General features: G+C 55.4%; 20 protein-coding genes and 4 tRNA genes. All 24 read left to right on the plus strand.

Features of this window, described 5'->3' with window-relative positions:
- Window positions 1–157 precede the first annotated feature (157 nt).
- The 24 genes from birA (at window position 158) to rplB (ending at window position 22,347) form a co-directional block, all read left to right on the plus strand.
- Window positions 158–1,117, plus strand: a complete 960-nt coding sequence (birA, locus tag ACW9H9_RS19485) for a bifunctional biotin--[acetyl-CoA-carboxylase] ligase/biotin operon repressor BirA (protein ID WP_457344837.1) — start codon at window positions 158–160, stop codon at window positions 1,115–1,117.
- Window positions 1,107–1,856, plus strand: a complete 750-nt coding sequence (locus ACW9H9_RS19490) for a pantothenate kinase (protein ID WP_457344836.1) — start codon at window positions 1,107–1,109, stop codon at window positions 1,854–1,856. Before birA ends, ACW9H9_RS19490 begins: the two co-directional genes overlap by 11 nt.
- Before the next feature lie 7 nt (window positions 1,857–1,863).
- Window positions 1,864–2,310, plus strand: coding sequence for a hypothetical protein (locus tag ACW9H9_RS19495; RefSeq protein WP_457344835.1), 447 nt, complete (start codon window positions 1,864–1,866; stop codon window positions 2,308–2,310).
- A gap of 142 nt (window positions 2,311–2,452) precedes the next feature.
- A tRNA-Tyr gene (locus ACW9H9_RS19500) sits at window positions 2,453–2,537 on the plus strand.
- A gap of 24 nt (window positions 2,538–2,561) precedes the next feature.
- A tRNA-Gly gene (locus tag ACW9H9_RS19505) sits at window positions 2,562–2,635 on the plus strand.
- A gap of 26 nt (window positions 2,636–2,661) precedes the next feature.
- Window positions 2,662–2,737 (plus strand) — tRNA-Thr (locus ACW9H9_RS19510).
- Window positions 2,738–2,898: 161 nt separating this feature from the next.
- Window positions 2,899–2,974 (plus strand) — tRNA-Trp (locus ACW9H9_RS19515).
- Between the two features lie 45 nt (window positions 2,975–3,019).
- Window positions 3,020–3,388: a preprotein translocase subunit SecE gene (gene secE / locus ACW9H9_RS19520; RefSeq protein WP_457344834.1), complete on the plus strand. Its 369-nt coding sequence runs from the start codon at window positions 3,020–3,022 to the stop codon at window positions 3,386–3,388.
- Between the two features lie 9 nt (window positions 3,389–3,397).
- Entirely contained in the window at window positions 3,398–3,931 is a 534-nt protein-coding gene (nusG, locus tag ACW9H9_RS19525) for a transcription termination/antitermination protein NusG (RefSeq protein WP_003186097.1), read from the plus strand.
- 117 nt (window positions 3,932–4,048) lie between these two features.
- Complete coding sequence (rplK, locus tag ACW9H9_RS19530) at window positions 4,049–4,480, plus strand: 50S ribosomal protein L11 (RefSeq protein ID WP_003176435.1); 432 nt, start codon at window positions 4,049–4,051, stop codon at window positions 4,478–4,480.
- Window positions 4,480–5,175, plus strand: coding sequence for a 50S ribosomal protein L1 (rplA, locus tag ACW9H9_RS19535; RefSeq protein ID WP_457344833.1), 696 nt, complete (start codon window positions 4,480–4,482; stop codon window positions 5,173–5,175). The genes rplK and rplA overlap by 1 nt, the downstream gene beginning before the upstream one ends.
- A 199-nt stretch (window positions 5,176–5,374) precedes the next feature.
- On the plus strand, window positions 5,375–5,875 hold the full coding sequence (gene rplJ / locus ACW9H9_RS19540; RefSeq protein WP_457344832.1) for a 50S ribosomal protein L10: 501 nt from the start codon (window positions 5,375–5,377) through the stop codon (window positions 5,873–5,875).
- Between the two features lie 78 nt (window positions 5,876–5,953).
- Window positions 5,954–6,319 carry a 50S ribosomal protein L7/L12 gene (gene rplL, locus ACW9H9_RS19545; protein ID WP_457344831.1) on the plus strand — a complete coding sequence of 122 codons (366 nt, stop codon included), beginning with the start codon at window positions 5,954–5,956 and terminating at the stop codon, window positions 6,317–6,319.
- A 218-nt stretch (window positions 6,320–6,537) separates the two neighbouring features.
- A complete protein-coding gene (gene rpoB / locus ACW9H9_RS19550; RefSeq protein ID WP_457344830.1) occupies window positions 6,538–10,611 on the plus strand; it encodes a DNA-directed RNA polymerase subunit beta in 4,074 nt (1,357 codons plus the stop codon).
- Between the two features lie 64 nt (window positions 10,612–10,675).
- Window positions 10,676–14,875, plus strand: coding sequence for a DNA-directed RNA polymerase subunit beta' (rpoC, locus tag ACW9H9_RS19555; protein ID WP_457344829.1), 4,200 nt, complete (start codon window positions 10,676–10,678; stop codon window positions 14,873–14,875).
- Window positions 14,876–15,091: 216 nt separating this feature from the next.
- Entirely contained in the window at window positions 15,092–15,463 is a 372-nt protein-coding gene (gene rpsL / locus ACW9H9_RS19560) for a 30S ribosomal protein S12 (protein ID WP_002555494.1), read from the plus strand.
- A 118-nt stretch (window positions 15,464–15,581) separates the two neighbouring features.
- Window positions 15,582–16,052, plus strand: coding sequence for a 30S ribosomal protein S7 (gene rpsG, locus ACW9H9_RS19565; protein WP_002555493.1), 471 nt, complete (start codon window positions 15,582–15,584; stop codon window positions 16,050–16,052).
- Window positions 16,053–16,082: 30 nt separating this feature from the next.
- Window positions 16,083–18,188, plus strand: a complete 2,106-nt coding sequence (gene fusA, locus ACW9H9_RS19570; protein WP_192299101.1) for an elongation factor G — start codon at window positions 16,083–16,085, stop codon at window positions 18,186–18,188.
- A 30-nt stretch (window positions 18,189–18,218) separates the two neighbouring features.
- Complete coding sequence (gene tuf / locus ACW9H9_RS19575) at window positions 18,219–19,412, plus strand: elongation factor Tu (protein ID WP_457344828.1); 1,194 nt, start codon at window positions 18,219–18,221, stop codon at window positions 19,410–19,412.
- A 157-nt stretch (window positions 19,413–19,569) separates the two neighbouring features.
- A complete protein-coding gene (gene rpsJ / locus ACW9H9_RS19580; RefSeq protein ID WP_003186070.1) occupies window positions 19,570–19,881 on the plus strand; it encodes a 30S ribosomal protein S10 in 312 nt (103 codons plus the stop codon).
- An 80-nt stretch (window positions 19,882–19,961) separates the two neighbouring features.
- A complete protein-coding gene (gene rplC, locus ACW9H9_RS19585; protein WP_019409902.1) occupies window positions 19,962–20,597 on the plus strand; it encodes a 50S ribosomal protein L3 in 636 nt (211 codons plus the stop codon).
- A 12-nt stretch (window positions 20,598–20,609) separates the two neighbouring features.
- On the plus strand, window positions 20,610–21,212 hold the full coding sequence (rplD, locus tag ACW9H9_RS19590; RefSeq protein ID WP_003210082.1) for a 50S ribosomal protein L4: 603 nt from the start codon (window positions 20,610–20,612) through the stop codon (window positions 21,210–21,212).
- The gene (gene rplW / locus ACW9H9_RS19595; RefSeq protein ID WP_002555488.1) at window positions 21,209–21,508 is read left to right on the plus strand and encodes a 50S ribosomal protein L23; all 300 of its coding nucleotides are present in this window, start codon (window positions 21,209–21,211) and stop codon (window positions 21,506–21,508) included. Before rplD ends, rplW begins: the two co-directional genes overlap by 4 nt.
- A 14-nt stretch (window positions 21,509–21,522) precedes the next feature.
- Window positions 21,523–22,347, plus strand: coding sequence for a 50S ribosomal protein L2 (rplB, locus tag ACW9H9_RS19600; protein ID WP_007924198.1), 825 nt, complete (start codon window positions 21,523–21,525; stop codon window positions 22,345–22,347).
- Window positions 22,348–22,350 lie beyond the last annotated feature (3 nt).

A 22,350-nucleotide genomic window follows, 5' to 3' on the forward strand; every position in this document is an offset into this window, starting at 1 on the left:
ATCGTCAAGATTAAATTCCGAAACCCCAATTGCGAAAGCAGTTGGGGTTTTGTTTATGTACTTGAAAAGTGCCGACAGGTATCTGTGCCTACCCTTCGCTTCTATGCAATACCCTAATGCATGGCTATCATGCGTGCCTCATTGAGGCGGGACATGCATGCTGACGTTGTTAAAACTCTTGAAAGACGGTCGATTTCACTCCGGGGAGGCCCTGGGGGTTGCCTTGGGCGTCAGTCGCAGCGCTGTATGGAAACAGCTCCAACACCTCGAGGCAGAATTGAATTTGCCTGTCCATAAAGTCCGCGGGAAGGGGTATCAATTAGCCTCTCCTTTGGTGTTGCTGAGCGCTGACGATATTGCCGTTCATGCGCCGTCTTCTGCCCTGCCTATTTATATCTCCGACTCCGTCGACTCAACCAATGCTGAAGCCATGCGTAGGATTGAGGCTGGCCAACGGGCGCCTTTCCTGGTGCTCTCTGAGCAGCAAACCGCGGGAAGGGGAAGGAGGGGGCGTAAGTGGGTCAGCCCGTTCGCACAAAATATCTACTACAGCCTGGTGTTGCGGATTGACGGCGGTCTGCGGCAGTTGGAGGGGCTGAGTCTCGTTGTGGGCTTGGCGGTTATGCAGGCGCTGAGAGAGGTCGGCGTAGCGAATGCTGGTCTCAAATGGCCCAACGATGTCCTGGTTGGGCGCAAAAAAATCGCGGGCATTCTCCTTGAGTTGATTGGTGATCCGGCGGATGTTTGTCACGTGGTCCTGGGTGTGGGGATTAACGTAAACATGCAGAAGGCGGCAGATGTCGACCAGCTATGGACGTCGGTCCAGGTAGAGACAGGCTCTTCTGTTGACCGTAACTATCTTGTGGCGCGGCTTGGGGCCCAGTTGCTGGCCTACATTGAACGTCACCGATCTTCGGGCTTTTCTGCGATACAGAGTGAGTGGGAGCAGAATCATTTGTGGCAGGGGCGCCCTGTGTCGCTGATCGCCGGGGTCAATCAGGTCGATGGTGTTGTACTAGGCATTGATGGCCAGGGAGCTTTGCGCTTGAGCGTAGAGGGCGTCGAAAAAATATACAGCGGTGGTGAGTTAAGCCTGAGGTTGCGTGATGATTCTTGAGCTCGACTGTGGAAATAGCTTTATCAAGTGGCGAGTGCTTGAGTCGGGGCACGGACCTGTTTTTGCAGAAGGGGTTGTCGGTTCGGACGCGGCGTTGATCGACAGTCTCTCGGCACGTGCAAATTTGGCATTAACGCAGTGTCGGCTGGTAAGTGTCCGTGCGCAGGAAGAGACAGATGGGCTGGTAGCGGCGCTAACAAGTGCTTTTAAGCTTAGCGTGACGTGTGCGGCGCCAGCGCGACAGATGGCAGGGGTGAGCAACGGCTATAACGACTTTGAGCGCCTGGGGTTGGATCGCTGGTTGGCAATGCTTGGTGGATTTCAGCTGGCTTCAGGGGCGTGCCTGGTACTTGATTTCGGTACGGCTGCCACCGCAGATTTTATTTCGGCGACGGGCGAGCATCTCGGGGGGTTCATTTGTCCTGGTATGCCGCTTATGCGCAGTCAGTTGAGAACCCACACGCGCAAAATTCGTTATGACGACACAGCGGCTGAGCGAGCGGTAGAGCAATTATCACCAGGTCGTACAACCGTTGAGGCGGTTGAGCGGGGTTGTACACTGATGCTTCGGGGTTTTGTTCTTACCCAGCTAGAGATAGCTCGTGGCTATTGGGGTAATGACTTCACCGTGTTTCTGACGGGTGGGGATGCCGACCTGATTTCTGATGCTGTGCCCCTCGCGCGGCGGGTGCCCGATCTTGTTTTTGTGGGTTTGGCGATGGCGTGCCCCTTGTCCTGAGGTTTTTATGCGTTGGCTGTTTTTGCTCTTGCTGGTCCTTAACGGCTTTTATTACATCTGGCATCAACAAGAAGCGCCCCTTCGGGCTAAAGATGTCACGCCATTGTCCCTCTATCGTGGCTCCCAGCAGGATATTCGCTTGTTAAGTGAGTCAGCAGGTGTCGCTGTGCGTCGAGACGGCGCCAAGACGCCCGAGGAGCAAAGCGCTTGCCTGTATATCGGCGGTCTCACGGAGCTTAAGGAGGCGAAAGCCTTGGAGCAGCGCCTGACCAGCCTGGATATAAAGGTGCGCTTGCAATCGTTCACGGCGGCCGATCTGCCAGGGTATTGGTTGCGAGTGGCGCCTGAAAGCAGGCGTCTGGCTGATGATCTGCCCTTTGAAAAGCTTGCCAATGAATTCAATGAGTTAAAACATAAAATAATGCAGTGCGAAGGCATTGCAACTGTCGAATAGTTTGCATAGAATGGCGCCCGCTCCGCAGTGAAGACCTCTAAGGCAGTCAGTGCGAAGCAAGCGTCAATGCAGCTAAGCTCAGGATTTTAATGAGAAAATGCTTGACAGAAGGCCGGCGTGATGTAGAATGCCGGCTTGCTCAGGAGGGGTTCCCGAGCGGCCAAAGGGATCAGACTGTAAATCTGACGTCTACGACTTCGAAGGTTCGAATCCTTCTCCCTCCACCATTTTAAGCGTGAGCTGCAGGCTCCGCGGGTATAGTTTAGTGGTAGAACCTCAGCCTTCCAAGCTGATGATGCGGGTTCGATTCCCGCTACCCGCTCCAAGTTTGCAGGTTGTGCAAAGTGTTACGCTCTTGTAGCTCAGTTGGTAGAGCACACCCTTGGTAAGGGTGAGGTCAGCGGTTCAAATCCGCTCAAGAGCTCCATAATATGAAGGCAGATATGAGAATATCTGCCTTTGTTTTAACAGCTGCCTCGGCTTGAATGATTGTTTGCTGGCGTACTGCCGCTAGGTTCAGGTCTTAGTGAGGTTGGTTGTTGTAAAGTCTTTTTCAGATCGGCATAATGGTCGGCCTGATTTTGTTTTAGGTCAGTAGCTCAATTGGCAGAGCGACGGTCTCCAAAACCGTAGGTTGGGGGTTCGATTCCCTCCTGACCTGCCAGATTCACGTGGTGTGTCTGGCTTTCTTTTCACAGGATCTTCATAGATGACTCCTAAGGCTGAAGCTCAAAGCTCTCGTTTCGATCTGGTCAAGTGGCTCGTTGTAGTTGCTTTGGTGGTCGTGGGCGTCGTTGGTAATCAGTATTACTCTGGTTCGCCGATTCTGTATCGTGTGCTCGCTTTGCTTGTTCTCGCTGCGCTTGCTGCCTTTGTAGGCTTGCAGACTGCCAAGGGTAAGTCTTTTGCGGTACTGGTCAAGGAAGCCCGCGCCGAGATACGTAAAGTCGTTTGGCCAACTCGCCAAGAAACCACCCAGACCACTCTGATTGTTGTAGCTGTGGTTCTGGTTATGGCGCTGCTGTTGTGGGGGCTCGATTCCCTGCTCGGTTGGCTTGTTTCCTTGATCGTCGGCTAAGGGTGTCCCGTGGCTAAGCGTTGGTATGTTGTTCATGCTTACTCGGGTTACGAGAAGCATGTGATGCGTTCCCTGGTGGAGCGTGTGAAGCTTGCAGGCATGGAAGATGGCTTCGGCGAAATTCTGGTCCCCACTGAAGAAGTGGTTGAGATGCGCAATGGCCAGAAGCGCAAAAGTGAGCGTAAGTTCTTTCCAGGCTACGTGCTTGTACAGATGGATATGAACGAGGGTACTTGGCACTTGGTCAAGGATACGCCTCGTGTCATGGGCTTTATTGGCGGTACCGCTGATAAGCCTGCTCCTATCACCGACAAAGAAGCAGAAGCTATTCTGCGTCGTGTCGCTGATGGCAGCGACAAGCCGAAACCCAAGACGCTTTTTGAGCCGGGTGAGGTTGTACGTGTTACAGATGGTCCGTTTGCTGACTTTAACGGCACCGTCGAAGAGGTTAACTACGAAAAGAGCCGGATTCAGGTCGCGGTGCTCATTTTCGGTCGCTCTACTCCGGTAGAGCTAGAGTTCAGCCAGGTCGAGAAGGTCTAGCTGAGCAAGCATCCCAACCCCGCAGCCTTAGGCTGTGGGGTTTTGTCGTCACTGGGATAAACGCGCAAGTAACCGGGGAGCCTTTCGAGGCGCTTGAACCCGTAATTGGAGTGCCTCATGGCCAAGAAGATTACCGCTTACATCAAGCTGCAAGTTAAGGCCGCTCAGGCCAACCCAAGTCCACCTGTCGGCCCGGCTCTGGGTCAGCACGGCGTGAACATCATGGAATTCTGCAAGGCTTTCAACGCCCGTACTCAGGGTCTTGAGCCAGGTCTGCCGACTCCAGTGATCATCACTGTATACAGCGACCGTAGCTTCACTTTCGAAACCAAGTCGACCCCGGCTTCGGTTCTGTTGAAGAAAGCTGCAGGTCTGACCAGCGGTTCCGCTCGTCCAAACACCGTTAAGGTTGGCACCGTGACTCGTGCTCAGCTGGAAGAAATCGCGAAAACCAAAAACGCGGATCTGACTGCAGCTGATATGGATGCTGCCGTGCGTACCATCGCCGGTTCTGCTCGTAGCATGGGCCTTAACGTGGAGGGTGTGTAATGGCTAAGCTGACCAAGCGCCAAAAGGCTATCGCCGGCAAAATCGAAGCAGGCAAGGCTTACAACTTTGAAGACGCAGCTGCTCTGCTGACCGAGCTGTCGACTGTCAAGTTCAGTGAGTCTGTAGACGTTGCTGTGAACCTGGGCGTTGACCCACGTAAATCCGACCAGGTTGTTCGCAGCGCTACTGTGCTGCCACACGGCACTGGCAAGACTGTACGTGTTGCTGTCTTCACCCAAGGCCCGGCAGCTGAAGCTGCTCTGGCCGCTGGTGCTGATCGCGTTGGTATGGATGACCTGGCTGCCGAAATGAAAGGCGGCGACCTGAACTATGACGTGGTTATTGCTTCTCCGGATGCAATGCGCGTTGTGGGTCAGTTGGGTCAGATCCTGGGTCCACGCGGCCTGATGCCTAACCCTAAAGTCGGTACTGTGACTCCAGACGTAGCAGGTGCGGTCAAAAACGCCAAGGCTGGTCAGGTTCGTTATCGCACCGACAAAAACGGCATCATTCACACCTCCGTTGGCAAAGTCGGTTTCGACGCTGTCAAGCTGAAGGAAAACGTTGAAGCCCTGATCGCTGACCTGAAGCGTATCAAGCCAGCTTCCTCGAAAGGTATCTACGTCAAGCGCGTCACCCTGAGCACCACTATGGGCCCAGGTCTGGTCATCGACCAAGGTTCGCTGAACGTATAAGACACGAATTGACGCAGTTGTTTGCGTCAATTGAAAAAATTGGGGTCCCTGCCTGGCGGGGGCTATCCAAGACCGTAGGCGGCGAAAGCCTTAAACCATAAGCCTACGCAGATGGTGCTCCCGGTTCCTTACCGAATCAGACACCAAAACGACATCCGGCTCAGGCCAGATGAAACGGTAACAAGCAGGAGTTAAACCCGTGGCAATTAATCTCGAAGACAAGAAGGCCATCGTCGCTGAAGTCAACGAGGCTGCCAAAGTCGCTCTGTCCGCTGTCGTGGTTGATGCCCGTGGCGTAACAGTAGGCGCAATGACCGGACTCCGTAAAGAGGCTCGTGAAGCTGGCGTTTACGTACGTGTTGTACGTAACACCCTGCTCAAGCGCGCTGTTGCTGACACTGCTTACAGTGTTCTCAACGACGCGTTCACCGGCCCTACCCTGATTGCGTTCTCCAATGAACATCCGGGCGCTGCTGCTCGTATTTTCAAAGAGTTCGCCAAGGGTCAGGACAAGTTCGAGATCAAGGCAGCTGCGTTCGAGGGCAAGTACCTCGCAGCAAATGAAATCGACGTGCTGGCAAGCCTGCCAACCCGTGACGAAGCTATCGCGAAACTGATGAGCGTGATTCAAGGCGCTACCAGCAAGCTGGCTCGTACTCTGGCAGCTATTCGCGACCAGAAGGAAGCTACTGCGGCCTAAGGCTCGGTATCTCTTTGCGCGTATTTTTGTTTATTTCGATGGCCGTACTAGGCTGTCCCCCAATTCAGGAATTGAGTCATGTCTCTGACTAACGAACAAATCATCGAAGCAATCGGCCAGAAAACCGTTCTGGAAGTTGTTGAGCTGATCAAAGCAATGGAAGAAACCTTCGGTGTTACCGCTGCCGTTGCTTCTGCTGGTCCAGCTGCTGCTGCCGCTGTTGTTGAAGAGCAAACCGAGTTCAACGTTGTTCTGGTTGAAGCTGGCGAGAAGAAGGTTAACGTGATCAAGGCAGTTCGTGAACTGACCGGTCTGGGCCTGAAAGAAGCCAAAGAGAAAGTAGACACCGCTCCTCAGGTTGTAGCTGAAGGCGTTTCGAAAGAAGCTGCTGAAGACGCTAAGAAGAAGCTGGAAGAAGCAGGCGCTAAAGTCGAGCTGAAATAAGCATCGACTTCGTGTCTCCAGCCCAAGCGTTAAGCTGAAGGCTGATGGCTGGTGGCTCTTGCCACCGGCCTTTTTCCGTTCTTGGCTGTCGACTAGGTCGCCGCCAAAAACGTGCTGTAGCCACCAATGTGGTGGTGCAAACCATGGGGTTTGCAAGATTTTCTGGCTGCTCCCGTCGGAGGGGCCAAACAAGCAGGTGACCAAGCTGGGGAACGCTGATGGCTTACTCATATACTGAGAAAAAACGTATCCGCAAGGACTTTAGCAAGTTGCCGGACGTCATGGATGTCCCGTACCTTCTGGCTATCCAGCTGGATTCGTATCGTGAATTCTTGCAGGCGGGAGCGACCAAAGATCAGTTCCGCGACGTGGGCCTGCATGCGGCCTTCAAATCCGTTTTCCCGATCATCAGCTACTCCGGCAATGCTGCGCTGGAGTACGTCGGTTATCGCCTGGGTGAACCGGCATTTGATGTCAAAGAATGCGTGTTGCGCGGTGTTACGTACGCCGTACCTCTGCGGGTAAAAGTCCGTCTGATCATTTTCGACAAAGAATCGTCGAACAAAGCGATCAAGGACATCAAAGAGCAAGAAGTCTACATGGGTGAAATCCCCCTGATGACTGAAAACGGTACCTTCGTTATCAACGGTACCGAGCGCGTTATCGTTTCCCAGCTGCACCGTTCCCCGGGCGTGTTCTTTGACCACGACCGCGGCAAGACGCACAGCTCCGGCAAGCTCCTGTACTCCGCGCGGATCATTCCGTACCGCGGCTCGTGGTTGGACTTCGAGTTCGACCCGAAAGACTGCGTGTTCGTGCGTATCGACCGCCGCCGCAAGCTGCCGGCTTCGGTACTGCTGCGCGCGCTGGGTTACAGCACCGAGCAAGTGCTGGACGCGTTCTACACCACCAACATCTTCCATCTGAGCGGCGAAACCCTCAGCCTGGAATTGGTGCCTTCGCGCCTGCGTGGTGAGATCGCCGTTCTGGACATCCAGGACGAAAGCGGCAAGGTCATCGTTGAACAAGGCCGTCGTATTACCGCGCGCCACATCAACCAGATCGAAAAAGCTGGCATCAAGAAGCTGGAAGTGCCGCTGGACTACGTCCTGGGTCGTACCACCGCCAAGGCGATCGTGCACCCGGCGACCGGCGAAATCCTGGCCGAATGCAACACCGAGCTGAACACCGAAGTACTGGCGAAGATCGCCAAGGCCCAGGTTGTTCGCGTCGAGACGCTGTACACCAACGATATCGACTGCGGTCCGTTCATTTCCGACACGCTGAAGATCGACTCCACCAGCAACCAACTGGAAGCGCTGGTCGAGATCTATCGCATGATGCGTCCTGGTGAGCCGCCAACCAAAGACGCTGCCGAAACCCTGTTCAACAACCTGTTCTTCAGCCCTGAGCGCTATGACCTGTCTGCGGTCGGCCGGATGAAGTTCAACCGTCGTATCGGTCGTACCGAGATCGAAGGTTCGGGCGTGCTGTGCAAGGAAGACATCGTCGCGGTACTGAAGACCCTGGTCGACATCCGCAACGGTAAAGGCATCGTCGATGACATCGACCACCTGGGTAACCGTCGTGTTCGCTGCGTAGGCGAAATGGCCGAGAACCAGTTCCGCGTTGGCCTGGTGCGTGTTGAGCGTGCGGTCAAAGAGCGTCTGTCGATGGCAGAAAGCGAAGGCCTGATGCCGCAAGACCTGATCAACGCCAAGCCAGTGGCTGCGGCGGTGAAAGAGTTCTTCGGTTCCAGCCAGCTCTCGCAGTTCATGGACCAGAACAACCCGCTCTCCGAGATTACCCACAAGCGCCGTGTTTCCGCGCTGGGCCCGGGCGGTCTGACCCGTGAGCGTGCAGGCTTTGAAGTTCGTGACGTACACCCGACGCACTACGGTCGTGTTTGCCCGATCGAAACGCCGGAAGGTCCGAACATCGGCCTGATCAACTCCCTGGCCGCCTATGCGCGCACCAACCAGTACGGCTTCCTGGAAAGCCCGTACCGTGTGGTGAAAGACGCACTGGTCACCGACGAGATCGTGTTCCTGTCCGCCATCGAAGAAGCCGATCACGTGATCGCTCAGGCTTCGGCCACGATGAACGACAAGAAAGTCCTGGTCGACGAGCTGGTAGCTGTTCGTCACCTGAACGAGTTCACCGTCAAGGCGCCGGAAGACGTCACCTTGATGGATGTGTCGCCCAAGCAGGTAGTTTCTGTTGCAGCGTCGCTGATCCCGTTCCTGGAGCACGACGACGCCAACCGTGCGTTGATGGGTTCCAACATGCAGCGTCAAGCTGTACCTACCCTGCGTGCTGACAAACCGCTGGTCGGTACCGGCATGGAGCGTAACGTAGCCCGTGACTCCGGCGTTTGCGTCGTGGCTCGTCGTGGTGGCGTGATCGACTCCGTTGATGCCAGCCGTATCGTGGTTCGTGTTGCCGATGACGAAGTTGAAACGGGCGAAGCCGGTGTCGACATCTACAACCTGACCAAATACACCCGCTCGAACCAGAACACCTGCATCAACCAGCGTCCGCTGGTGAGCAAGGGTGATCGCGTTCAGCGTAGCGACATCATGGCCGACGGCCCGTCCACCGACATGGGTGAACTGGCCTTGGGTCAGAACATGCGCATCGCGTTCATGGCATGGAACGGCTTCAACTTCGAAGACTCCATCTGCCTGTCCGAGCGTGTTGTTCAAGAAGACCGCTTCACCACGATCCACATTCAGGAACTGACCTGTGTGGCCCGTGACACCAAGCTTGGCCCAGAGGAAATCACAGCAGACATCCCGAACGTGGGTGAAGCTGCACTGAACAAACTGGACGAAGCCGGTATCGTTTACGTCGGCGCCGAAGTGGGCCCGGGCGACATCCTGGTCGGTAAGGTCACTCCGAAAGGCGAGACTCAACTGACGCCGGAAGAAAAACTGCTGCGCGCGATCTTCGGCGAGAAGGCCAGCGACGTTAAAGACACCTCCCTGCGCGTGCCTACCGGCACCAAAGGTACTGTCATTGACGTACAGGTCTTCACTCGTGACGGCGTTGAGCGTGATAGCCGCGCTCTGTCCATCGAGAAGAGCCAGCTGGACGAGATCCGCAAGGACCTGAACGAAGAGTTCCGTATCGTTGAAGGGGCTACCTTCGAGCGTCTGCGCTCCGCGCTGGTAGGCCACAAGGCCGAAGGCGGCGCTGGCCTGAAGAAAGGTCAGGACATCACCGACGAAGTGCTCGACGGTCTTGAGCACGGCCAGTGGTTCAAGCTGCGCATGGCTGAAGATGCTCTGAACGAGCAACTCGAGAAGGCTCAGGCCTACATCGTTGATCGCCGCCGCCTGCTGGACGACAAGTTCGAAGACAAGAAGCGCAAACTGCAGCAGGGCGATGACCTGGCTCCAGGCGTGCTGAAAATCGTCAAGGTTTACCTGGCAATCCGTCGTCGCATCCAGCCGGGCGACAAGATGGCCGGTCGTCACGGTAACAAAGGTGTGGTCTCCGTGATCATGCCGGTTGAAGACATGCCGCACGATGCCAATGGCACCCCGGTCGACGTCGTCCTCAACCCGCTGGGCGTACCTTCGCGTATGAACGTTGGTCAGATCCTTGAAACCCACCTGGGCCTCGCGGCCAAAGGTCTGGGCGAGAAGATCAACCGTATGATCGAAGAGCAGCGCAAGGTCGCTGACCTGCGTAAGTTCCTGCACGAGATCTACAACGAGATCGGCGGTCGCAACGAAGAGCTGGACACCTTCTCCGACCAGGAAATCCTGGATCTGGCGAAGAACCTGCGCGGCGGTGTGCCTATGGCGACTCCGGTGTTCGACGGTGCCAAGGAAGTTGAAATCAAGGCCATGCTGAAACTGGCAGACCTGCCGGAAAGCGGCCAGATGCAACTGTTCGACGGCCGTACCGGCAACAAATTCGAGCGCCCGGTGACTGTTGGCTACATGTACATGCTGAAGCTGAACCACTTGGTAGACGACAAGATGCACGCGCGTTCTACCGGTTCGTACAGCCTGGTTACCCAGCAGCCGCTGGGTGGTAAGGCGCAGTTCGGTGGTCAGCGTTTCGGGGAGATGGAGGTCTGGGCACTGGAAGCATACGGTGCTGCTTACACTCTGCAAGAAATGCTCACAGTGAAGTCGGACGATGTGAACGGTCGGACCAAGATGTACAAAAACATCGTGGACGGCGATCACCGTATGGAGCCGGGCATGCCCGAGTCCTTCAACGTGTTGATCAAAGAAATTCGTTCCCTCGGCATCGATATCGATCTGGAAACCGAATAACACGTGACGCGAATCGAGAGCGCGGCTGTAAAGCCCGCTCTCTGCTCCGCCAGGAGGAAAGGCCTTGAAAGACCTACTGAATTTGCTGAAAAACCAGGGTCAAGTCGAAGAGTTCGACGCCATCCGTATCGGGTTGGCATCGCCTGAGATGATCCGTTCGTGGTCGTTCGGTGAAGTTAAAAAGCCGGAAACCATCAACTACCGTACGTTCAAACCCGAGCGTGACGGCCTGTTCTGCGCCAAGATCTTTGGCCCGGTAAAGGATTACGAGTGCCTGTGCGGTAAGTACAAGCGCTTGAAGCACCGTGGTGTGATCTGCGAGAAGTGCGGCGTTGAAGTTGCACTGGCCAAGGTTCGTCGTGAGCGCATGGCGCACATCGAACTGGCTTCTCCGGTTGCCCACATCTGGTTCCTGAAATCGCTGCCGTCCCGTATCGGCCTGCTGATGGACATGACCCTGCGTGATATCGAACGCGTTCTCTATTTCGAGAGCTATGTCGTTATCGATCCAGGCATGACCACCCTTGAAAAAGGTCAACTGCTCAACGACGAGCAGTACTTCGAAGCGCTGGAAGAGTTCGGCGACGATTTCGATGCCCGCATGGGTGCCGAGGCTGTCCGCGAACTGCTGCACGCTATCGACCTGGAGCACGAGATTGGTCGCCTGCGTGAAGAAATTCCGCAAACCAACTCCGAAACCAAGATCAAGAAGCTGTCCAAGCGTCTGAAGTTGATGGAAGCCTTCCAGGGTTCCGGCAACCTGCCAGAGTGGATGGTGCTGACCGTTCTGCCGGTTCTGCCGCCAGACCTGCGTCCGCTGGTACCGTTGGACGGTGGTCGTTTTGCGACGTCCGACCTCAACGACTTGTACCGCCGCGTGATCAACCGTAACAACCGCTTGAAGCGCCTGCTCGATTTGTCCGCTCCGGACATCATCGTGCGCAACGAAAAGCGTATGTTGCAAGAAGCTGTCGATGCCTTGCTCGACAACGGTCGTCGTGGCCGCGCTATCACCGGCTCCAACAAGCGTCCTTTGAAATCCCTGGCTGACATGATCAAGGGTAAGCAAGGTCGTTTCCGTCAGAACTTGCTCGGTAAGCGTGTTGACTACTCCGGTCGTTCGGTAATTACCGTAGGCCCGACCCTGCGTCTGCATCAGTGCGGCCTGCCGAAAAAGATGGCTCTGGAGCTGTTCAAACCGTTCATTTTCGGCAAGCTCGAAATGCGCGGTCTGGCGACCACCATCAAAGCGGCCAAGAAAATGGTCGAGCGCGAACTGCCAGAGGTTTGGGACGTTCTCGCTGAAGTGATTCGCGAACACCCAGTGTTGCTCAACCGTGCACCGACCCTTCACCGTCTGGGTATCCAGGCGTTTGAGCCGGTACTGATCGAAGGTAAGGCTATCCAGCTGCACCCGTTGGTCTGTGCTGCGTACAACGCCGACTTCGACGGCGACCAAATGGCCGTGCACGTGCCGCTGACGCTGGAAGCCCAGCTGGAAGCGCGCGCGTTGATGATGTCGACCAACAACATTCTGTCGCCAGCCAACGGTGAGCCAATCATCGTTCCGTCGCAGGACGTTGTATTGGGTCTGTACTACATGACCCGTGAAGCGATCAACGCCAAAGGCGAAGGCCGCGTATTTGCGGATCTGCAAGAAGTTGACCGTGTGTTCCGTGCCGGCGAAGCCGCACTGCACGCCAAGGTTAAAGTGCGGATCAACGAAACCGTCAACGACCGTGACGGCGGCAGCGTGACCAACACCCGTATCGTCGACACCACTGTCGGCCGTGCGCTGTTGTATCAGGTTGTGCCAAAAGGTCTGTCGTACGACGTCGTCAACCTGCCGATGAAGAAAAAGGCGATCTCCAAACTGATCAACCAGTGCTACCGCGTGGTTGGTCTGAAGGAGACGGTGATCTTCGCTGACCAGCTGATGTACACCGGTTTCGCTTATTCGACCATTTCCGGCGTTTCCATCGGTGTTAACGACTTCGTTATCCCGGACGAGAAAGCCCGCATCATCGGTGCTGCCACCGACGAAGTGAAAGAAATCGAAAGTCAGTACGCCTCCGGCCTGGTAACCCAGGGCGAGAAGTACAACAAGGTGATCGACCTTTGGTCCAAGGCCAACGACGAAGTCTCCAAGGCAATGATGGCCAACCTCTCGAAAGAGAAAGTCATCGACCGTCATGGTGACGAAGTTGACCAGGAGTCCTTCAACTCGATGTACATGATGGCCGACTCGGGCGCACGGGGTTCTGCTGCGCAGATCCGTCAGCTCGCCGGTATGCGTGGCCTGATGGCCAAGCCGGATGGCTCCATCATTGAAACGCCGATTACTGCGAACTTCCGTGAAGGTTTGAGCGTACTTCAGTACTTCATCTCCACTCACGGTGCTCGTAAAGGTCTGGCGGATACCGCGTTGAAAACCGCGAACTCCGGTTACCTGACTCGCCGTCTGGTAGACGTTGCACAAGACTTGGTTGTGACCGAGATCGACTGTGGCACCGAGCACGGCCTGCTGATGACGCCGCACATCGAAGGCGGCGACGTTGTAGAGCCATTGGGTGAGCGTGTTCTGGGTCGAGTCATCGCCCGTGACGTATTCAAGCCAGGGACCGAGGAAGTTATCGTTCCTGCCGGCACGCTGGTTGATGAGAAGTGGGTCGAGTTCATCGAGCTCAACAGCATTGACGAAGTGATCGTTCGCTCGCCGATCAGCTGCGAAACCCGCTACGGCATTTGCGCCAAGTGCTACGGCCGTGACTTGGCTCGTGGTCACCAGGTGAACATCGGTGAAGCGGTCGGCGTTATCGCTGCCCAGTCCATCGGTGAGCCGGGTACCCAGCTGACCATGCGTACGTTCCACATCGGTGGTGCGGCAAGCCGGACCTCCGCAGCCGACAGCGTTCAGGTGAAGAATGGCGGTACTGTCCGTCTGCACAACCTGAAACACGTTGAGCGCGTGGATGGTCACCTGGTGGCTGTGTCCCGTTCCGGTGAGCTGGCCATCGCTGATGACTTCGGTCGTGAGCGTGAGCGTTACAAGCTGCCGTACGGTGCTGTGATTTCGGTTAAAGAAGGTGACAAGGTCGACGCTGGCGCAATCGTGGCCAAGTGGGATCCGCACACTCACCCGATCGTTACCGAAATGAAAGGTACCGTGACCTACGTGGGCATGGAAGAAGGCATCACGATCAAGCGTCAGACCGACGAATTGACCGGTATGACCAACATTGAAGTACTCGACGCGAAAGATCGTCCAGCTGCCGGTAAGGACATCCGTCCTGCCGTGAAGATGGTCGACGACAACGGCAAGGACTTGTTGCTGCCAGGTACTGACGTAATCGCTCAGTACTTCCTGCCAGCCAACGCCCTGGTCGGTGTAGCGGACGGTGCGAAGATCGCGATCGGTGATGTTATCGCGCGTATCCCGCAAGAAACCTCGAAAACTCGAGACATCACCGGTGGTCTGCCGCGTGTTGCCGACTTGTTCGAAGCGCGTCGTCCGAAAGAAGCGTCGATTCTGGCTGAAGTCAGCGGCACCATCGCGTTCGGTAAAGAGACCAAGGGCAAGCGCCGTCTGGTCATTACCCCGAACGACGGTAGCGATCCGTACGAAGAGCTGATTCCGAAGTGGCGTCACCTGAACGTGTTCGAAGGCGAACAGGTAAACCGCGGCGAAGTTATCTCCGACGGCCCGAGCGATCCACACGACATCCTGCGTCTGCTGGGTGTGAGTGCGCTGGCCAAGTACATCGTTAACGAGATCCAGGACGTTTACCGTCTGCAAGGCGTGAAGATCAACGACAAGCACATCGAGACGATCCTGCGTCAGATGCTGCGTAAAGTTGAAATCGCTGAATCCGGCGATTCGAGTTTCATCAAGGGCGACCAGATGGAACTGACTCACGTACTGGTAGAAAACGAGCGTCTGGCAACTGAAGACAAATTTGTCTCCAAGTTCACGCGTGTGCTGTTGGGTATCACCAAGGCGTCGTTGTCGACTGAATCGTTCATCTCGGCGGCCTCCTTCCAGGAGACCACTCGCGTACTGACCGAAGCAGCGGTAACCGGCAAGCGCGATTACCTGCGCGGCCTGAAAGAAAACGTGGTCGTGGGTCGACTGATCCCGGCCGGTACCGGTTTGGCTTACCACAGCGAGCGCAAGCGCCGCCGTGATGCTGACAAGCCGTTGCGCGTAAGCGCCAGTGAAGTGGAAGCTGCACTGACCGAAGCGCTGAACTCAAGCGGTAACTGAGTTCTGCGATAAACAAGCCTGGGCCCTGGCCGCCCCGTTCGTCGGATCAAGACAGTAATGTCGGGATTCGGTGAAAGGGGAGGTCGGGGCCTTGCCTTGACTAGGGGCAAGATCCTCTTTAGACTCTTGTACCCCTAAATTTGGCGGGAATTCATTCCTGCCATTTTGCTTTTCTTGCAAGACAATAGCGTCGCAAGACAACAGTGGAGCTAGTAGATGGCAACTATCAACCAGCTGGTACGTCAGCCGCGTAAGCGTATCGTCGAGAAATCCGACGTGCCTGCGCTGCAGAACTGCCCGCAACGTCGTGGCGTATGCACCCGTGTGTATACCACTACGCCGAAAAAACCTAACTCGGCACTGCGTAAAGTATGCCGTGTGCGCCTGACCAACGGTTTCGAGGTTTCCTCGTACATCGGCGGTGAAGGCCACAACCTGCAAGAACACAGCGTGGTACTGATCCGTGGCGGTCGTGTAAAAGACTTGCCAGGTGTGCGTTACCACACCGTTCGCGGCTCCTTGGATACTTCCGGTGTTAAAGGTCGTAACCAGGGTCGTTCGAAGTACGGTACCAAGAAGCCTAAGTAGTCGCGGCTTTTTGTAAAACTGAATCATCTTATTTTCTGAGTCGATAAGAGTAAGGTCGGAGGCGCCCTGCAAGGGGCACGATTCCGAGCGAACCTGAAGACCGTTTGAGGGCTTATCCATGCCAAGAAGACGCGTAGCAGCCAAGCGCGAAGTGCTTGACGATCCAAAATACGGAAGCCAGATCCTGGCCAAGTTCATGAACCACGTGATGGAAAGCGGTAAAAAAGCCGTTGCCGAGCGTATCGTTTATGGCGCGCTGGAAAAGGTTAAAGAGCGTAAGAACAGCGACCCCCTGGAAATCTTCGAGAAAGCTCTCGACGCCATCGCTCCGCTGGTCGAAGTGAAGTCGCGCCGTGTAGGCGGTGCTACTTACCAGGTTCCGGTTGAAGTTCGTCCGTCCCGTCGTAACGCTCTGGCAATGCGCTGGTTGGTAGACTTCGCCCGTAAGCGTGGCGAGAAGTCTATGGCTCTGCGTTTGGCCGGCGAGCTGTTGGACGCTGCTGAAGGTAAAGGTGCTGCTGTTAAGAAGCGTGAAGACGTGCACCGTATGGCTGAAGCTAACAAAGCTTTCTCGCACTACCGCTTCTAAATCCAGCTTCACTAATTTTGCGAGGGCTTTATGGCTCGTACTACTCCGATTAGCCGCTACCGTAACATCGGTATCGTTGCTCACGTGGATGCTGGTAAAACCACCACCACCGAGCGCGTGCTGTTTTACACCGGCAAGAGTCACAAAATGGGCGAGGTGCATGATGGCGCCGCGACCACAGACTGGATGGTTCAGGAGCAGGAGCGTGGTATTACCATTACTTCTGCTGCTATTACCGCCTTCTGGAAAGGTTCCGAGAAGCAGTACAAGGACGAGCACCGCTTCAACGTAATCGATACCCCGGGCCACGTAGACTTCACCATTGAAGTTGAGCGTTCCCTGCGTGTACTCGACGGCGCTGTCGTTGTGTTCTGCGGTACTTCGGGCGTTGAGCCTCAGTCGGAAACCGTATGGCGTCAAGCTAACAAGTACGGTGTTCCACGTCTTGTTTACGTAAACAAGATGGACCGTGCTGGTGCCAACTTCCTGCGCGTGATCGGTCAGATCAAGCAGCGTCTGGGTCACACCCCGGTGCCAATCCAGTTGGCTATCGGTTCCGAAGACAACTTCCAGGGTCAGATCGATCTGATCAACATGGAAGCGGTCTACTGGAACGATTCCGACAAAGGTATGGTTCCTGTTCGTAAGCCTATCCCTGCTGAGCTGCAGGAACTGGCTGACGAGTGGCGCAACAACATGGTTGAGGCTGCTGCCGAAGCCAGCGAAGAGCTGATGAACAAGTACCTCGAAGGTGAAGAACTCACCAACGTGGAAATCAAGGCCGCTCTGCGTCAGCGTACTATCGCCGGCGAGATCGTTCTGGCTGTTTGCGGTTCTTCCTTCAAGAACAAGGGCGTTCCCCTGGTTCTCGACGCCGTTATCGACTTCCTGCCTGCTCCAACCGACATTCCTGCTATCAAGGGTTCCAACCCTGATAACGAGGAAGAAGAGATGGAGCGTCATGCTGACGATAGCGAGCCGTTCTCGGCGCTGGCGTTCAAGATCGCTACCGACCCATTCGTGGGTACTCTGACCTTCGTCCGTGTTTACTCGGGCGTGTTGGCATCCGGCGACGGCGTGATCAACTCGGTCAAGGGCAAGAAAGAGCGTGTGGGTCGTATGGTGCAAATGCACGCAAACGCCCGTGAAGAGATCAAGGAAGTGCGCGCTGGTGACATCGCGGCCCTGATCGGCATGAAGGACGTCACCACCGGTGAGACTTTGTGCGACGCTGCCAAACCAATCATCCTGGTTCGCATGGACTTCCCGGAGCCGGTTATTTCGGTTGCCGTAGAGCCTAAGACCAAGGACGACCAGGAAAAAATGGGTATCGCTCTGGGCAAGCTTGCTCAGGAAGATCCATCTTTCCGTGTCAAAACTGATGAAGAGACTGGTCAGACGATCATCTCCGGCATGGGCGAGTTGCACCTGGACATCCTGGTTGACCGGATGCGCCGTGAGTTCAACGTCGAAGCCAACATCGGTAAGCCTCAGGTTTCCTATCGTGAGCGCATCACGAAGAACTGCGAAATCGAAGGCAAGTTCGTTCGTCAGTCCGGCGGTCGTGGTCAGTTCGGTCACTGCTGGATCCGTTTTGCTCCTGCTGACGAAGGTCAGGAAGGTCTGCAATTCGTGAACGAAGTAGTAGGTGGTGTTGTTCCTAAGGAATACATCCCTGCTATCCAGAAGGGTATCGAAGAGCAGATGAAGAACGGTGTTGTTGCCGGCTATCCGCTGATCGGCCTGAAAGCAACCGTTTTTGACGGTTCTTACCACGACGTCGACTCCAACGAGATGGCGTTTAAGGTGGCTGCTTCCATGGCAACCAAGCAACTGGCCCAGAAGGGCGGTGGTGAGTTGCTTGAGCCAATCATGGCGGTAGAAGTTGTTACACCTGAAGACTATATGGGTGATGTCATGGGCGACCTTAACCGTCGTCGCGGCATGATCTTGGGTATGGAAGACACGGTTTCCGGCAAAGTAATCCGCGCCGAGGTTCCGTTGGGTGAGATGTTCGGTTATGCGACCGACGTTCGCTCCATGTCCCAGGGTCGCGCAAGCTACTCTATGGAATTCAAAAAATACAACACAGCTCCGGCGCACATCGCTGAAACTGTATCCAAAAAACAAGGCTGATTCAGTCCTTTAGGCAAGGAGTTAATTGTCGTGGCTAAAGAAAAATTTGATCGTTCCCTACCACACGTAAACGTTGGCACCATCGGCCACGTTGACCACGGTAAAACCACTCTGACCGCTGCTCTGACTCGCGTCTGCTCCGAAGTTTTCGGTTCGGCTCGTGTTGACTTCGACAAGATCGACAGCGCACCAGAAGAAAAAGCTCGTGGTATCACCATCAACACCGCGCACGTTGAGTACAACTCGACTATTCGTCACTACGCTCACGTTGACTGCCCAGGTCACGCTGACTACGTGAAGAACATGATCACTGGTGCTGCCCAGATGGACGGCGCGATCCTGGTTTGCTCGGCCGCCGATGGTCCGATGCCACAAACTCGTGAGCACATCCTGCTGTCCCGTCAGGTAGGCGTTCCGTACATCGTGGTTTTCCTGAACAAGGCTGACCTGGTAGACGACGCTGAGCTGCTGGAACTGGTTGAGATGGAAGTGCGCGATCTGCTGAGCACTTACGACTTCCCAGGTGATGACACTCCAATCATCATCGGTTCCGCTCGTATGGCGCTGGAAGGCAAAGACGACAACGAAATGGGCACCACTGCCGTTCGTAAACTGGTTGAAACTCTGGACAGCTACATCCCAGAGCCAGTTCGTCTGACCGACAAGCCATTCCTGATGCCAATCGAAGACGTATTCTCGATCTCCGGTCGCGGTACTGTTGTGACTGGTCGTATCGAGCGCGGTATCGTTCGCGTTCAAGATGCTCTGGAAATCGTTGGTCTGCGTGACACCACCACCACCACCTGCACCGGTGTTGAAATGTTCCGCAAACTGCTCGACGAAGGTCGTGCTGGCGAGAACTGCGGCGTTCTGCTGCGTGGTACCAAGCGTGACGACGTTGAGCGTGGCCAAGTTCTGGTTAAGCCGGGTTCGGTTAAGCCGCACACCAAGTTCACCGCAGAAGTTTACGTTCTGAGCAAAGAAGAAGGCGGTCGTCACACTCCGTTCTTCAAAGGCTACCGTCCACAGTTCTACTTCCGTACTACTGACGTGACCGGTAACTGCGAACTGCCAGAAGGCGTTGAAATGGTAATGCCAGGCGATAACATTCAAATGACTGTTACCCTGATCAAAACCATCGCAATGGAAGACGGTCTGCGCTTCGCTATCCGTGAAGGCGGCCGTACCGTTGGTGCAGGCGTTGTGGCTAAAATCATCGAGTAAGCTCTCTTTTGAGTTCGCTTTGATGTTTTGAAAAGGCCCCCGCTTAGCGGGGGCTTTTTTATTGGGTTGACACCTATCTGGGGCGTCTATAGAATTGCGCCTCCTTTTAACGGGTGCATTGCGCCCGGTGGGAATAGCAGCCGGAGTCTGAAATCCAATGCAAAATCAGCAAATCCGTATCAGGTTGAAGGCTTTCGACCATCGCCTGATCGACCAATCCACCCAGGAAATCGTGGAAACCGCGAAACGTACTGGTGCTCAAGTGCGTGGTCCAATTCCACTGCCTACCCGTAAAGAGCGGTTCACCGTTCTGGTCTCCCCGCACGTCAACAAAGACGCGCGTGACCAGTACGAGATCCGTACTCATAAGCGCGTTCTGGACATCGTCCAGCCAACGGATAAAACCGTTGATGCACTTATGAAGCTTGATCTTGCGGCCGGTGTGGAAGTGCAGATCAGCCTCGGCTAAGACTCGGTCTTAGTCGTGTAACGCTCTGAAATGGGCGGCCATAGCGGGTGAAAGCCCCGTACACTCATGAGGTTTACAACATGACTATTGGTGTAGTCGGTCGTAAATGCGGTATGACCCGTATTTTCACCGAAGAAGGTGTCTCCATTCCGGTCACGGTCATTGAGATCGAGCCGAATCGCGTCACCCAGTTCAAAACTGAAGAAACCGATGGCTATCGTGCAGTGCAAGTCACTGTCGGCGAGCGTCGCGCTTCGCGTGTAACAGCTGCTCAGGCGGGTCACTTCGCTAAAGCAAACGTTGCAGCTGGTCGTACCGTGCTGGAATTCCGTCTTGAAGAAGGCGAGTACCAAGCTGGCGATCTGATCAACGCTGAGATCTTCGCTGCTGGTCAACTGGTTGATGTAACCGGTCAGTCCAAAGGTAAAGGCTTCCAGGGTACGATCAAGCGTTGGAATTTCCGTGGCCAAGACAACACTCACGGTAACTCCGTTTCCCACCGCGTCCCGGGCTCTATTGGCCAGTGCCAGACTCCTGGTCGTGTATTCAAGGGCAAAAAAATGTCCGGTCATATGGGCGCTGAGCGCGTGACCGTGCAGTCCCTCGAAGTAGTGCGCGTCGACGCTGAACGCAATCTGTTGTTGGTCAAGGGTGCTGTTCCTGGCGCTACTGGCGGCAACCTGGTTGTACGTCCAGCGGCCAAGGCTCGCGGTTAAGGGGAAGCTGACATGCAATTAAACGTAAATGACGCTCAAGCGATCGAAGTTTCCGAACTGACATTTGGCGGCGAATTCAACGAGACGCTGGTTCACCAAGCAGTCGTGGCCTACATGGCCGGCGGCCGTCAAGGTAGCAAGCAGCAAAAGACCCGTTCCGACGTACGTGGTGGCGGTAAGCGCCCTTGGCGTCAGAAAGGTACTGGCCGTGCTCGTGCCGGTACTATCCGTAGCCCAATCTGGCGTGGCGGCGGTACCACTTTCGCAGCTCGTCCACAGGATCACACTCAGAAGCTCAACAAGAAGATGTACCGCGCAGCTCTGCGCTCCATCCTTGCTGAACTCGTGCGTACTGATCGTCTGGTCGTGGTTCAGGACTTCGCTGTTGAAGCGCCGAAAACCAAAGATCTGCTGAACAAGCTGAACGGCATGGGCCTGACTGACGTCCTGATCGTGTCTGAAGCTGTTGATCAGAACCTGTACCTGGCTGCTCGTAACCTGCCACACGTTGATGTACGTGACGTGCAAGGTTCCGATCCAGTTAGTCTGATCGCATACGACAAGGTGTTGATCACCGTGTCGGCCGTGAAGAAATTCGAGGAGCTGCTGGGATGAACCAGGAACGCGTATTTAAAGTTCTGCTTGGCCCGCACGTTTCCGAAAAGGCTACGGTTCTGGCTGACAAGAAAGGCCAGTTCGTTTTCAAGGTTGCAACTGACGCAACCAAGCTGGAAATCAAGAAGGCCGTCGAAAGCCTGTTCAGCGTGAAAGTAGAGCGTGTGACTACCCTGAATGTTCTGGGTAAGAGCAAGCGTACTGCTCGCGGTCTGGGCAAGCGTAATGACTGGAAGAAGGCAGTTATCTCCCTTCAGCCAGGCCAAGATCTCGATTTCAGCAGCAGTGCTGAGTAAGGAAGGGGTGCATCATGGCAATCGTTAAATGCAAACCGACTTCCCCTGGCCGCCGTTTTGTGGTCAAGGTGGTCAACCAGGAGCTGCATAAAGGCGCTCCTCACGCACCGCTGCTCGAGAAAAAATCGAAGTCTGGTGGTCGTAACAACAATGGTCGTATTACCACCCGTCACGTTGGTGGTGGCCATAAGCAGCATTATCGTCTGGTCGACTTCCGTCGTAACGACAAAGATGGCATCGCTGCCACTGTCGAGCGTATCGAATACGATCCAAACCGTACTGCTCACATCGCTCTGCTGCTGTACGCAGATGGCGAGCGTCGCTACATCATCGCCCCTAAAGGCGTGAGCGCTGGCGACCAGCTGATCGCAGGTGCTTTGGCGCCGATCAAGCCGGGCAACGCTCTGCAGCTGCGCAACATTCCAGTTGGTAGCACCGTACACGGCATCGAATTGAAGCCAGGTAAAGGCGCGCAAATCGCTCGTTCCGCTGGTGCTTCGGCTCAGCTGATCGCTCGTGAAGGTGTCTACGTGACCCTGCGTCTGCGTTCTGGTGAGATGCGTAAAGTGCTGGCTGAATGCCGCGCGACCCTGGGCGAAGTCTCGAACTCCGAGCACAGCCTGCGTTCGCTGGGTAAAGCTGGTGCCAAACGCTGGCGTGGCGTTCGCCCAACCGTTCGTGGTGTTGCCATGAACCCGGTTGACCACCCACACGGTGGTGGTGAAGGTCGTACCTCTGGTGGTCGTCATCCGGTATCGCCATGGGGCTTCCCGACTAAGGGCGCGAAGACTCGTGGTAATAAGCGTACCGACAAAATGATCGTCCGTCGTCGCAAGTAAATA

It is taken from the genome of Pseudomonas sp. SDO5215_S409, assembly GCF_054071325.1.

Coding starts and splice junctions, on each gene's coding strand:
- rplA (WP_457344833.1), top strand. CDS start 4,480: ATGGCTAAGCTGACCAAGCGCCAAAAGGCTATCGCCGGCAAAATCGAA.
- rplB (WP_007924198.1), top strand. CDS start 21,523: ATGGCAATCGTTAAATGCAAACCGACTTCCCCTGGCCGCCGTTTTGTG.
- ACW9H9_RS19490 (WP_457344836.1), top strand. CDS start 1,107: ATGATTCTTGAGCTCGACTGTGGAAATAGCTTTATCAAGTGGCGAGTG.
- rplW (WP_002555488.1), top strand. CDS start 21,209: ATGAACCAGGAACGCGTATTTAAAGTTCTGCTTGGCCCGCACGTTTCC.
- rplK (WP_003176435.1), top strand. CDS start 4,049: ATGGCCAAGAAGATTACCGCTTACATCAAGCTGCAAGTTAAGGCCGCT.
- rpsJ (WP_003186070.1), top strand. CDS start 19,570: ATGCAAAATCAGCAAATCCGTATCAGGTTGAAGGCTTTCGACCATCGC.
- rplC (WP_019409902.1), top strand. CDS start 19,962: ATGACTATTGGTGTAGTCGGTCGTAAATGCGGTATGACCCGTATTTTC.
- rplD (WP_003210082.1), top strand. CDS start 20,610: ATGCAATTAAACGTAAATGACGCTCAAGCGATCGAAGTTTCCGAACTG.
- fusA (WP_192299101.1), top strand. CDS start 16,083: ATGGCTCGTACTACTCCGATTAGCCGCTACCGTAACATCGGTATCGTT.
- rpoB (WP_457344830.1), top strand. CDS start 6,538: ATGGCTTACTCATATACTGAGAAAAAACGTATCCGCAAGGACTTTAGC.
- rpsL (WP_002555494.1), top strand. CDS start 15,092: ATGGCAACTATCAACCAGCTGGTACGTCAGCCGCGTAAGCGTATCGTC.
- secE (WP_457344834.1), top strand. CDS start 3,020: ATGACTCCTAAGGCTGAAGCTCAAAGCTCTCGTTTCGATCTGGTCAAG.
- rpsG (WP_002555493.1), top strand. CDS start 15,582: ATGCCAAGAAGACGCGTAGCAGCCAAGCGCGAAGTGCTTGACGATCCA.
- ACW9H9_RS19495 (WP_457344835.1), top strand. CDS start 1,864: ATGCGTTGGCTGTTTTTGCTCTTGCTGGTCCTTAACGGCTTTTATTAC.
- rplL (WP_457344831.1), top strand. CDS start 5,954: ATGTCTCTGACTAACGAACAAATCATCGAAGCAATCGGCCAGAAAACC.
- birA (WP_457344837.1), top strand. CDS start 158: ATGCTGACGTTGTTAAAACTCTTGAAAGACGGTCGATTTCACTCCGGG.